The organism is Ruegeria sp. F5 (assembly GCF_056533845.1).
Genome location: NZ_JBQFOU010000013.1, coordinates 14,604 through 26,735 on the forward strand (window position 1 = coordinate 14,604; position 12,132 = coordinate 26,735).

General features: G+C 54.2%; 10 protein-coding genes. 8 read left to right on the forward strand and 2 right to left on the reverse strand.

Going from position 1 to position 12,132, the window contains the following annotated elements; all coding sequences use genetic code 11:
- Positions 1-22 precede the first annotated feature (22 nt).
- The 8 genes from aptA (at position 23) to ACR0K1_RS18040 (ending at position 8,509) form a co-directional block, all read left to right on the forward strand.
- A complete protein-coding gene (gene aptA / locus ACR0K1_RS18005; RefSeq protein WP_480851405.1) occupies positions 23-1,345 on the forward strand; it encodes an omega-aminotransferase AptA in 1,323 nt (440 codons plus the stop codon).
- 34 nt (positions 1,346-1,379) lie between these two features.
- Entirely contained in the window at positions 1,380-2,891 is a 1,512-nt protein-coding gene (locus ACR0K1_RS18010; RefSeq protein ID WP_480851406.1) for a CoA-acylating methylmalonate-semialdehyde dehydrogenase, read from the forward strand.
- 25 nt (positions 2,892-2,916) lie between these two features.
- Positions 2,917-4,026 carry an alanine dehydrogenase gene (ald, locus tag ACR0K1_RS18015; protein WP_480851407.1) on the forward strand — a complete coding sequence of 370 codons (1,110 nt, stop codon included), beginning with the start codon at positions 2,917-2,919 and terminating at the stop codon, positions 4,024-4,026.
- Positions 4,027-4,130: 104 nt separating this feature from the next.
- Entirely contained in the window at positions 4,131-5,120 is a 990-nt protein-coding gene (gene dctP, locus ACR0K1_RS18020) for a TRAP transporter substrate-binding protein DctP (protein WP_480851477.1), read from the forward strand.
- Between the two features lie 71 nt (positions 5,121-5,191).
- Positions 5,192-5,806, forward strand: coding sequence for a TRAP transporter small permease (locus ACR0K1_RS18025; RefSeq protein ID WP_480851408.1), 615 nt, complete (start codon positions 5,192-5,194; stop codon positions 5,804-5,806).
- The gene (locus ACR0K1_RS18030; RefSeq protein WP_170511078.1) at positions 5,803-7,095 is read left to right on the forward strand and encodes a TRAP transporter large permease; all 1,293 of its coding nucleotides are present in this window, start codon (positions 5,803-5,805) and stop codon (positions 7,093-7,095) included. Before ACR0K1_RS18025 ends, ACR0K1_RS18030 begins: the two co-directional genes overlap by 4 nt.
- A gap of 140 nt (positions 7,096-7,235) precedes the next feature.
- Positions 7,236-7,646: a universal stress protein gene (locus ACR0K1_RS18035; RefSeq protein ID WP_480851409.1), complete on the forward strand. Its 411-nt coding sequence runs from the start codon at positions 7,236-7,238 to the stop codon at positions 7,644-7,646.
- Between the two features lie 230 nt (positions 7,647-7,876).
- Entirely contained in the window at positions 7,877-8,509 is a 633-nt protein-coding gene (locus ACR0K1_RS18040) for a tyrosine-type recombinase/integrase (RefSeq protein ID WP_480851410.1), read from the forward strand.
- Between the two features lie 179 nt (positions 8,510-8,688).
- Here the strand turns inward: ACR0K1_RS18040 and ACR0K1_RS18045 are convergent, their stop codons facing one another.
- Together ACR0K1_RS18045 and ACR0K1_RS18050 are read right to left on the reverse strand one after the other, a co-directional pair.
- Positions 8,689-9,906 (reverse strand): MFS transporter, encoded by a 1,218-nt coding sequence (locus ACR0K1_RS18045; protein WP_480851411.1) that lies wholly within the window; start codon positions 9,904-9,906, stop codon positions 8,689-8,691.
- A gap of 386 nt (positions 9,907-10,292) precedes the next feature.
- Positions 10,293-12,107, reverse strand: a complete 1,815-nt coding sequence (locus tag ACR0K1_RS18050) for a PLP-dependent transferase (RefSeq protein WP_480851412.1) — start codon at positions 12,105-12,107, stop codon at positions 10,293-10,295.
- Positions 12,108-12,132: the final 25 nt, after the last annotated feature.

Sequence of the window (12,132 nt, forward strand, 5' to 3'; positions counted from 1 at the left end):
ATGAAAATCTGCATCACGAGGAATGAACGTGCTCGATCAACCCAATACAATGTCATCGTTTTGGATGCCGTTTTCGGCCAATCGTGATTTTCTTCGCGAGCCCCGGATGATCCAAGCGGCCGAGGGGATGTATTACACCAGTTCTGATGGTCGGAAGGTCATGGATGGAACCGCCGGACTGTGGTGCGTTAACGCAGGTCACCGCGATCCGCTGATCGTTGAAGCGGTTCAGAAACAGGTGCACGAGTTGGATTATGCACCGAACTTCCAGTTCTCCCACCCTCAGGCGTTTGAGTTGTCGGCAAAGCTGACAGCGATGATGCCTGAGGGGATGAGCCACGCTTTCTTCACTAATTCTGGCTCCGAGTCTGTCGATACAGCGCTCAAGATCGCGCTACACTACCACCGAATGCGCGGTGATGGCGCGCGCACGCGATTGATCGGGCGTGAGCGTGGTTACCACGGCACTGGCTTCGGTGGCATCTCGGTGGGCGGCATCGTAAAGAACCGGATGCATTTCGGGACGCTCCTTACAGGAGTGGATCATTTGCGCCACACGCATGATCTAGAGAAAAATGCCTTTTCCCGCGGTTGCCCGGAACACGGCGCGGAACTGGCGGATGATCTGGAACGATTAGTCGCGCTTCACGATGCATCGACAATTGCGGCAGTGATCGTTGAGCCGATGGCCGGGTCCACCGGTGTGCTTCTGCCGCCGAAAGGATACTTGAAGCGACTACGGGAAATCTGCGACCGCCATGGCATTCTGCTGATTTTCGACGAGGTCATCACCGCCTTTGGTCGTTTGGGTGTGGCGACAGCATCGGAGTATTTCGATGTGAAGCCGGACATAATCACGACGGCCAAAGGCCTGACCAATGGCGTCATCCCGATGGGTGCGGTCATCGTATCCGACAAGATTTACGAGTCGGCTATGGAAAATGCCGATGCGCCGATTGAGATATTCCACGGCTACACCTATTCCGCCAACCCTGTGTCATGCGCCGCCGCACTGGCAACGCTGGAGAGTTACAAGCAGAATGATTTGTTCCGCCGCGCTGCATTGCTATCGCAGCCCTGGGAGGATCAGCTTCACAACCTCAAAGGTCTGCCGAACGTCATCGATGTCCGCAATCTGGGATTGGTGGGCGCGATCGAGCTTGCACCACGAGAGGGCGCGCCGGGGGCACGGGGCTATGACGCGATGAAACTTGCCTGGGACGCCGGAATAATGATCCGTGTCACAGTTGACATCATCGCCTTGTCGCCACCACTGATCATCTCGGAACCCGAAATAACGACTCTTTTTCAAACACTTGGAGAGGTATTGGCGGATCTGCCATAACCCCTAACTTCTAACCCCAAATAGGACTGACATCATGAAAGATGCATCCCCGATCGCTTTGATCGGCCACTACATTAATGGCCAAATCACTGTTCCTTCCGGCGAAAATACGCAGCCAGTTTTCAATCCCGCAAACGGTGCGCAAACCGGCGAGGTGTCACTGGCGAACATTCAGACCGTCGACGACGCAGTGGCCGCTGCCAAAGCCGCGTTCCCGCAGTGGTCAAACACACCGCCAATCCGCCGCGCCCGCCTTATGAACAACTTTCTGGCCCTGGTACGCGAGCATAAGGACGATCTGGCGAGCGCCATCACGGTTGAGCATGGCAAGGTGTTCACCGACGCCCAAGGCGAAGTTGAGCGTGGTATTGATATCATCGAGTTTGCCTGCGGCATTCCGCAACTCCTCAAGGGCGATTACACGGAGCAGGTCTCCACTGGCATGGACAACTGGACAACGCGTCAGGCGTTGGGCGTTGTGGCTGGGATCACTCCCTTCAACTTCCCGGTCATGGTGCCGATGTGGATGTTCCCGATCGCCATCGCCGCAGGCAATACCTTTATCCTGAAACCGTCACCGACCGATCCGTCCGCTGCGCTGCTATACGCCGATCTGATGCAGGAGGCCGGTTTCCCCGATGGCGTGTTCAACGTCGTACAAGGTGACAAGGTCGCCGTGGATGCATTGCTGGAAAATGACGACGTCAAAGCCGTGTCCTTCGTCGGCTCGACCCCGATTGCGAACTACATCTACGAGGTTGGTGCGCGGCATGGCAAACGCGTTCAGGCTCTGGGTGGCGCGAAGAACCACATGCTGGTGATGCCCGATGCCGACATGAACAAGACTGCGGACGCATTGATTGGCGCAGCCTTTGGCTCGGCAGGCGAACGCTGCATGGCGATCTCGGTTGCTCTGCTGGTTGGTGATGCTGCCGATAAGTTAATGCCGGTCCTGAAAGAGCGCGCCGAAACTCTGAAGGTCAAGAATGGCCTTGAGCTGGACGCTGAAATGGGCCCTATCGTGACGGCTGCTGCGCGCGACCGGATCAAAGGCTACATCGACTCTGGCGTCGAAGAAGGTGCTGACCTGCTGGTCGATGGTCGCGACTATACCGTCGAAGGGCATGAAGAAGGGTTCTTCCTGGGCGGCACCCTGTTCGACAACGTCACACCCGACATGAAGATCTACAAGGAAGAGATCTTCGGCCCCGTCCTGTCCTGCGTCCGCGTCTCCAACTTTGTGGAAGGTCTGCAACTGATCAACGACCACGAGTTTGGTAACGGTGTGTCACTGTTCACCCGTGACGGCAACGTAGCGCGTGAGTTTGGCAAACAGGTTCAGGTCGGCATGGTCGGCGTCAACGTTCCGATCCCGGTTCCCATGGCGTGGCATGGCTTTGGCGGCTGGAAAAAGAGCCTTTTCGGCGACATGCACGCCTATGGCGAAGAGGGTGTTCGTTTCTACACCAAACAGAAATCTATCATGCAGCGTTGGCCCGAAAGCATCTCGGAAGGTGCCGAATTCGTCATGCCAACGGCGCAATGATCATCCGATCCAAGGAGTGAAGAACATGTTCATTGGTGTTCCCAAGGAAATCAAGAACCATGAATATCGGGTCGGCCTGACCCCCGAGAGCGTCGCGGAACTGGTTTCTCATGGTCATAACGTCATCGTGGAAACCGATGCCGGCATCGGCATTGGCACAGATGATGATGCCTTTCGGGCCGCTGGCGCAGAGATTGCCGAAACCGCAGCCGATGTCTTTGCCAATGCAGAGATGATTGTGAAGGTGAAGGAACCTCAGGCCGTTGAACGCGCCATGCTGCGGGAAGGTCAGATCCTTTACACCTATCTGCATCTGGCCCCCGACCCGGAACAGACCAAAGATCTGGTCGACTCGGGCGCTGTCTGCATCGCTTATGAAACCGTCACCGACGACAATGGCGGTCTGCCCCTACTGAAACCGATGAGTCAGGTTGCTGGTCGCATGTCGATCCAAGCCGGGGCCAGCGCGTTGGAAAAGGCCAAGGGTGGTCTGGGCGTATTGCTGGGCGGCGTGCCCGGTGTGAAACCAGGCAAAGTAGTAGTCATTGGTGGAGGCGTCGTTGGTTTCAACGCAGCTCAGATGGCCGTCGGCTTGCACGCGGACGTGACCATTCTGGACCGCAATCCGGCAGTGCTTGAGAAGCTGGAGAACCATTTCGAGGCGTCCGCCAAGGTTGTCTATTCGACCAAAGCCGCATTGGAGGAAGAAATCACCTATGCTGATCTGGTTGTTGGTGCGGTTCTGATCCCGGGTGCTGCTGCGCCCAAGCTGGTCACACGCGAGCTGATCTCAAAAATGAAACCCGGTGCGGTCGTCGTGGACGTTGCGATTGACCAGGGCGGCTGCTTTGAAACGTCCAAAGCCACCACTCACGCTGAGCCCACATATGTTGTCGACGATGTTGTTCATTACTGCGTCGCCAACATGCCGGGCGCAGTCGCCCGAACGTCGACCTATGCACTGAACAACGTCACGCTGCCGCACACTCTGGCTATTGCAAACCATGGCTGGAAGCAGGCGCTGGCAGATAATCGTCATCTGATGAACGGCCTGAACGTGGCCCACGGAAAGGTGACGTACAAGGCTGTGGCCGATGACCTTGGATACGAGTTCGTCGCCCCGGAACTTTGCTGATTTGAAGCAAAGAAATGTCCCGCCGCGCGTAATGCGGCGGGACACCCACCACTGAGGAGGAAACCTTAATGATTACGAAGATTAACCGCCGCGCCCTCGGCGCGATGGGTGGCGCTGTTTTGCTTGCTGCAACCACACTCTCGACAGCAGCCGCAGCGGAAGACATGACACTGCGCTTTGCCGGCGTGTTCCCGATTGACCATCAGGGCACGAAAATGATGGAGCAGGTCGCAGCGGATGTCGCGGCAGCAGACGTCGGCCTGAAGATCGAAGTATTCCCGGCAAACCAACTGGGTTCGGGTGAGGCGCTGTTCGAAGATGTTGCACGCGGCAATATCGACCTGGCATCGGCGTTCATCTACGCCGATACTGATCCACGCCTGGAATTCCTGTCAATGCCGTTCCTGCTGGGCGGCTGGGATGACATGGAGAGCACGCTTCTGAACATGGATTCCGAGTTCAACACCATCCTGCAAGAGATCACCGACGAATATGGCGTGCGCGTCATGGCGCAGAATCCGGAAGGATTCATCGGCATCGTTTCGTCGCAAGAGCCCAAGAACTGGAATACTTTTGACGACAAGGGCATGAACATTCGCGTCTGGTCGTCCAGCGTCGTGAAATCAATGGTCGAAGAACTAGGTTATCAAGCGACCACCATGGCATGGGGCGACATTTTCCCCGCACTTCAGGCCGGGATTGTCGATGGAGCAATCTGCTGCACCAAAACCGCGACCTACTCGATCTTCGCCAAGTCGGACGTTGGAACCTATTTTGTCGAATACAATTCGATCTCAGAGCTGACAACTTTCTACGCGTCGCAGCGGACACTCGACAAGCTGAACGACGAACAGCGCGCCGCGCTGCAAGCCGCGATGACGAAGGCGTCCGAAGACTTTTTTGCCTACAACCGTGAGAATGATGAAGTGTTCGGCCAGAAATTGCTCGACAAAGGCTACACCATCCTGCGCCTGAGTGACGAAGAACAAGCTGCGATGGCCGCTCATGTCCAGGAAACGGTCTGGCCAGCGATGGCACAAAACGTCGGTCAGGACATCATCGACCGCCTGCTGGCAGCAAAAGAACAGCAATAAACACTGAGAAAAGGGCCAGCTAATCAGTTGGCCCTTTTTTCGTATTTAGCTCAACAAAGGGAGGGAGAAAGATGTCTAGCACTGAAGCTGGGCGTCCGTTGGTCGTCGAAAGTGCAGAAAAGAAGAGCTCGAAAAGAATCACTGACGAGTTGCCAGTCATTATTGGGTATCCGCTGAAAGCAGTGGCTTTTGCCATGAGGCAGGTCGTTATGTTTGCCGGTTTCCTGATGGCTTTCACATTTGGGGCAGTTGTTGTCATCCGGTATGGATTTGGCGGTGATCTGTTTGCCTACGAAGAATGGCTTTTGGGCATTAGCATCATCGGCTTTTTTGCAGGTGCTGTTCTGGCCTCTGCCCGCAACCTGCACATCAACGCGGACATTCTTGGCATCGTGATCCAAAATCCTCGGTTGATTTGGTGGCGCGGATTTGTCGTCCTAACAGTCGAGGTGCTGGTGATCCTATTCCTCATGTACGCCTGTTATGTCTCGCTGCTTGATGACTTCTCATTCCCCCGGCTGCGCGCAACCCCAGTGCTGCGCATTCCGTTTGTGACCTGGCGGATTGCGATCATGATTGCCTTTGGCCTCATGGCGACGTTTACGGCGGCATATCTGTACGTGCATATCCGCAAGGGGCTCGGGCTTCCCTTGAGATCAGAAATGCAAAAAGGAGAAACCCAATGATCATCGGAGGAAGTCTCCTAATCGTCTGCTTTATGCTGCTGTTGGGCGTCAGCGTTTATGTGGCATTCGGATCGGTTTTGATTTTCATCGCCCTTGTCGGAGATCAATCCATCACCGGCTACTTGCCCACCGGTTCTACAGGTATCCGCTCACTTGTACTTCTGGCGATCCCACTCTTCATGATCGCCGGAGGCATCATGGAGAAAGGTAAAATCGCGGCCCCTCTTGTCTCTCTGGCTGAAATGTTCATTGGCCATATTAAAGGAGGATTGAGCGCTGCTGGGGTGCTGGCCTGCGGTGTGTTCGGCTCCATTTCAGGTAGTGCAAATGCAACACTGACTTGTATCGGTGGCATCATGATGCCCCACCTGAAAAAGGCCAACTATCCGGGTGGGCAATCGGCAGCTCTGATCGTGGCGGCCAGCCCCTTGGGCCTGTTGATTCCACCGAGTTCGTCGCACATCCTTTATGGCTGGGTTGCACAGCAGCACGTACTGAAGTGCTTCTTGTCCACGGTCATTCCAGCGATCATCCTAATCACGCTTTTGATAGTCGTTAATCAGTTCATGCTGCGGAAGTATGACGACATCAACCTGACGGAACGTCCCAAACCGTTCCTGCCGACATTCGGAGTTCAGGCGCGCCTGGCCGGACCTGCGCTTATGATGCCGCTGATCATTTTGGGCGGAATCTATGGTGGCATCATGACGCCGACCGAGGCTGCGGGTATTGCAGTGGTCTACTCGATCCCGATCGCGATCTACTTCTATCGCGGCCTTACCTGGAAAACACTGGCTCAGACCATCCAGAATTCCGGTGTTACGATTGGCGTGGTCATGGTCATGATCTTCATGGTTCTGATCGTGTCGGACAATTTGATCTCGCAAGGCGCCCCTCAGTTGGCCAAAGATCTGGTCTACTCCGTTTCGGACAATCCGGTCGTCATCCTTCTAATGATTAATGTCGTGATGATCCTGATCGGAATGCTAATGGATGATATCTCCGGTTTGCTTTTGGCAACACCAATCCTGCTGCCCATTGCTCAGAGCACTGGCATGGATCCGATCCATTTTGCGGCCGTCATTGGCGTGAACCTTGGTATGGCGAACATCACCCCTCCAACTGCGCCACTACTTTATCTTGGCGCTCAGGTTTGTGATGAACCGGTTTCGCGCATGTTGTGGCCGACTTTGATCTTCATCGTCTTTGCCTGGCTCCCCACTCTGATGCTGACAACATTTGTACCAGAGTTGGCCCTTTTCCTGCCGGACCTCCTGCTCAGCAGGTAGCGATGGGAAAGCGCTGTAGCGCAAGACAAAAAGCACGCACCCCAATTCTAACGACTGGGGTGCCTGAGCACTCTCTTACAGATGAATTGGGAGAGGCTCGTACGCAGCCAAAAACTGAAAACCCAATTACGGAGGTTTTAATGTATAAAAATATCTTAGTCGCGCTGTCTCTGGAACATGGCATCAGTGAACATGCAATCTCTGCGGCGCATGCCCTTGCATCCGAAGGCGGAAAAATCACTGCCGCGCACATCCATGAGCCTCCAAATAGACAGATAATGTACTATATGGATGAAGGGATCGCAGAAAAATCTCTCCAAAAAGCAAAGGCGCGTTTGGCCGAGCGCTTAAAAAACGAAACTGAGGTTTCTTCTGTCTTGATCGAGAGTCAATCAGCTGGCAGAGCAATCACCGAGTATGCAAACAAACATGGCATAGATTGTATTGTCCTTGCTTCGCACAAACCAGGGATGAAAGAGTTCTTTTTGGGTTCAACAGCCGCTCTCGTCGTTCGACATGCTCAATGTTCGGTGCATGTACTCCGTCTGTGATGCTGGCGCCCGCAGCGTGTCAGTAACTCTGTCCTTTGAGATCTGCGGTAATAAGCAAGTCTCACTGCGACCAAGGTCTGCTATTGGCGTTCCTACCAGAATTTACTTTGCGGCATTTGAGAGGTAGGGCTCACAGCCGACCTCGGCGGCAACGCGGCATCGTGTGATATCCTCTTTCGTCAACGTCGGGTTGTCGTTGTGGGCGGGCATGGCGGATCGGAGGATCAGTTATGGAAACACCAAACTTGCCTGCCATTCGCGCGCTTCGCCCAGCTTGGAAAAACGGACGCATCGTCGGTCAGAAACGGCCGTTGAAACCCAAACACGTCTGGGCAATTCGAATAAGATTAGAGCTCGCAGAAAACCATCGCGACCTCGCTCTATTCAATATGGCCATCGACAGCAAGTTGCGCGGCTGTGACTTGGTGAAGATGAAAGTCGTTGACATCATGGCTTCTGGTAAGATCAAGGAGCGGGCTTCGGTGCTGCAAAGCAAAACTCAGAAACCAGTCCGCTTCGAGATTTCTGAAGGAACTCGGAGCTCAGTCAAGAGGTGGATGCAAGACGAACTCATGGTCGGGTCTGAGTACCTTTGGCCAGGGCGTTTTCATGAGCGTTTATACATTTCAACGCGCCAGTATGCGCGGATCGTGCGTGATTGGGTCACGTCTATAGGTTTGGAAGCCAGCGCATATGGCACACATTCGATGCGGCGCACAAAGGTCACTCAAATTTACAAAAAGACGGGCAATCTGCGCGCGGTGCAGCTCTTACTCGGGCACACGAAGATGGACAGTACCGTTCGGTATCTCGGCGTTGAGCTTGAGGATGCACTTGCTATTGCAGAGGCAATTGAAATCTGAATACCACGGGCCGCTTTCGTTGGCGGCCCAAAGCCGACCTCCAACCGTAACTTGCGACGCCGCATTGCGGCGCGTCAGAGCCGCCGTTCGATGCAAGCGCAAAGCCTTTAGATTCACCAACTGACACATCGCGGACGAAACGGCCATAGCCTGTTACGCTTATTAGGTCTGCTATGCCTTTAATCCAAGCGCAGTTTTAGCAATGCGTACGCCAGCAAGAAAGCACAAGTGAGGCCCGCCAGTAGGAATGTTGAACGCAAGGCGAGTTCACGGCCAAGCTCAATTTCCAGAACAGATACAGCGACCCCGCCAGCCAAAGCCCCTAAAGGCATGGAACCCCAACCGAAAAAACGGTAAATGCTGTTGACCCGGCCAAGTAACTCAGATGGGATGCGCCGTTGTCTCCAAGACACTGTAATCACATTCCAGAGCATCGCCCCTGCCAAAACAAAGAACAACGCAATGCTCATTGTGACAACTGATTGGCTTATTCCAACCACCGCATAGCCAAGACTCCAGGCTGCAATGGATAGATACAAGCAGGCCTGAGTTCCAAGCAATGAGATAAATCTGGCTGCAAGTAAACTACCAGTTATCGCGCCAGCGGCTTCTACAGACAACACCCAGCCGTATTGTAACGACGAAAGCGCCAAGACTTCCTGCGCAAAGAGAACCTGAACCGTGATTGTTGCGGTCGCAATGAAATTCGCAATTCCCAAGACAATCGCCAGTCGAAGCAAAAACGGATCACGTCGCATGTACGTGATCCCTTCGATCAGCGCTGTACGAAAGCTAGCGCTGACCCTTGGTTTGGGTCGGAGCGAAATCATCCAGACGAGGCCTGCCGCCAATACGAGCAGTGCAGCGTCAATGCCAAAAGGAATAGCAATTCCAGCGGCAATCAAGAATCCCGCCAACGGAGGGCCAATAAACTGACCGGTGAGTTGCTCACTGCTCCAAAGTTGACCGTTCGCACTTTCGAGGTCTTGTGAGTCCACGATGGATGGGAGCAAGGTTTGGGCGGCATTGTCCCGTAAGACCTCTGCCGATCCCAGCAAGAAGGCAAGACCTGCAAGCACCCAGACAGTCCCTTGCGCTTGTTGGTTCATTGCCAACATCATAATTGCCAGAATGACGGCCGCCCGCAACAAGTCGGTACGCGCTATGAGCTTGCGATGATCCGCATTATCAACAATGACCCCGGCCGGAATTGAAAACAGCAACCACGGTAGCCGCCCTGCAGCCGCGACAGCAGCAATGGCTATCGGGTTTTGCGTCATCAATGTCGCGAGCCAAGGCAGCGCAAGAATAACCAGCCCGTCGCCCAAGTTGGTCAGTGTTCCTGCGCTAAAAAGCAGGCGAAAGTTACGGTTTCTGGCGAGCAGATATGCGGCCACTGTTGGTACTCCAGACATGCAAGAAGAACTCTTGCCCAGGGAAGATACGAGCGCAAGTTTGTTGTGCAAATTAGACCTGATAGCTGCCGTTCGTGTTCCGTGCAGCATCCAGAACCTAGGGCTCACAGCCGCCAGAGAGGCAAACGCATCATTCGATCGATAGGTCCATCTGTTTCAGATGGAGACGGCCCATACCGGTCACTCGACACGGCACCGATTTTCTGCGTTTGCAGCATTCATTCCGGTCATTCGCCGCGCCTGCAAAATCTATTTTTGGACGAATTCACAGAGCGCGGGACATAGTTGCCGTTTTCGGATGCCAAGGTGATCCCGAAAAGAATTGGGTCTCTGTTTGAACTCACCGAGACTATGCTTCGCGGTTTCACCTAGCTTGATAAGCGGTCACTGCTAGGCAGAGATTTAAGGTGTCGATCATGGATGTCATGTGTCACTTCCTTGAGTATTTTGTCGATTTCCTCTCCTACCGGGAAGCCAGATGAGAACCCGGTGATGTGAGGGTCGATAGTGCGTTTCGCGGTCCTCTGAACGTGCGCCAGAAAAATCCTGGGATCTTCCAGCCCCACGGCAATCCGCATTGTAGTCGGGTGGATTCCTGCCACTGATTGCGCCTCGGAGCTCAATTCAGAATGGGTCGTCAACGCCGGGCAAAGCCCGACGGTGCAGGTCTGGCCTAAGCTCACCTGCATCCCAAGCGCTGGTTCAAGTGCATCGAAGAACCTTTTGAAGGCTTCTGCAGGAACACCGCCACCGCTCTTACCCTCCATATCTATGGTGAACAGACCAGCTGGAAGACCCAGATACATATGCTCTTTTAACATCGTATTATTGGGATTGTTTTCCAAAACCGGGCACGACACGTTGATGTCTGGGTGCATGTCTAGCACTCGTGCTAAGACGGTTGTATTGATGGCCTTTTGCAAAGTGCGCATCTCATAGGTTTTCATTCCGTTGAGGACCTCGAATGCTTTTTCTGAGTCTAGAAAACCGCCTTTTATGTAAAACACGTTCCAGAACATGCATTCGTCCCAATTCACGTTACGGGCACTACCGTCTGGCCAGACTGCATCGGCAGAACTACCCTTGGGCACGAACATGTCCTCGTTACGACCAATGACGACTCCAGCGGTTGTTGTCCCGAACCCGGCAAGCTCTTTCGTGTAGGAATGCACAACGAAATCAGGTCGCGCCATCGCATCGTTGTGTTTCAGAACCGGGTGCAGAAACGGTGTGCCGACTGTCGTATCGACGACCACTCGCCAGCCCCGCTCATGCGCAGCGCGGCTGATGCCAGACACATCCAGTACATAACCATGAGGGTTGCAGGGACTTTCAAGATAGACATAGATCTTTCGCCCTTCGGCCAGACGCTCGGCATATTTCTCTGCTGCGTTTTCCATCACATTGGCAAAACTCTCTGCGTCATAGCCATCGACCCATTCGATCTCGACAGCGAGGTTGGAGCTCTTGGCGTACCAGTCATGCAGCAGTTGATAGGTGCCGCCATAAACATTCCGGGAAGCGACGATGATGTCATCCCGGCCGACCAAATGGCTCAGCACACCATCGATAGCGGCCATGCCGGAGTTGAAATTCCAAGCCATGTATTGGTTCGACTCAGGCCCGCATTCAATGTCCACGATATGGTTGGCAAGGCTGATGGATGTTGGATTCAGCAAGCGTGAATAGATGTCATGCAAGGGCTCGCGGCCGTTGAAAGCGTCTTCGACCCACTCAGTGCATGCAAACAGGTAGGTCGCGGTTCGGGTAATGACCGGACTAGCGGAAAAAATCGCAGCGACATTGTCGAAAAGCGGATAGGCACCTTTAACCACAAAACCGGGCTGGTGCGTCGTGATTGATTGATACGTGGCGCGCAACGGGTTCTGCAGGTTGTCGAGAACCTTTGCCAGTTGGAAGCTGACAAAACGCTTGGCATTGAACCAAGCGAATTTGTCCCCACGGTCGACCCCGTCCAACCCATCCATCGTGATTTTCCACAAATCGGCCGTAGCAGCGTTGGCCGCATAGAGATTGCGAGTCAGCTCAATCAACGCGCGCCCGTAATCGGTGTCCGGATCGATCCCGAAATGCATGGCCTGCTCACGGGCAAGATCCTCAGCGCCAGTTGCACGGGTCGTGTTTCTCAGTGGGCTCAGCTGTGTCAGCGCAGTTTTAGTCATTTTGGTGCCTCCCGATGTTGTTTGG

Bases quoted from the DNA above. Each gene is read 5' to 3' on its own strand.
- aptA (WP_480851405.1), top strand. From the start codon at position 23: ATGAACGTGCTCGATCAACCCAATACAATGTCATCGTTTTGGATGCCG.
- ACR0K1_RS18010 (WP_480851406.1), top strand. From the start codon at position 1,380: ATGAAAGATGCATCCCCGATCGCTTTGATCGGCCACTACATTAATGGC.
- ald (WP_480851407.1), top strand. From the start codon at position 2,917: ATGTTCATTGGTGTTCCCAAGGAAATCAAGAACCATGAATATCGGGTC.
- dctP (WP_480851477.1), top strand. From the start codon at position 4,131: ATGGGTGGCGCTGTTTTGCTTGCTGCAACCACACTCTCGACAGCAGCC.
- ACR0K1_RS18025 (WP_480851408.1), top strand. From the start codon at position 5,192: ATGTCTAGCACTGAAGCTGGGCGTCCGTTGGTCGTCGAAAGTGCAGAA.
- ACR0K1_RS18030 (WP_170511078.1), top strand. From the start codon at position 5,803: ATGATCATCGGAGGAAGTCTCCTAATCGTCTGCTTTATGCTGCTGTTG.
- ACR0K1_RS18035 (WP_480851409.1), top strand. From the start codon at position 7,236: ATGTATAAAAATATCTTAGTCGCGCTGTCTCTGGAACATGGCATCAGT.
- ACR0K1_RS18040 (WP_480851410.1), top strand. From the start codon at position 7,877: ATGGAAACACCAAACTTGCCTGCCATTCGCGCGCTTCGCCCAGCTTGG.
- ACR0K1_RS18050 (WP_480851412.1), bottom strand. From the start codon at position 12,107: ATGACTAAAACTGCGCTGACACAGCTGAGCCCACTGAGAAACACGACC.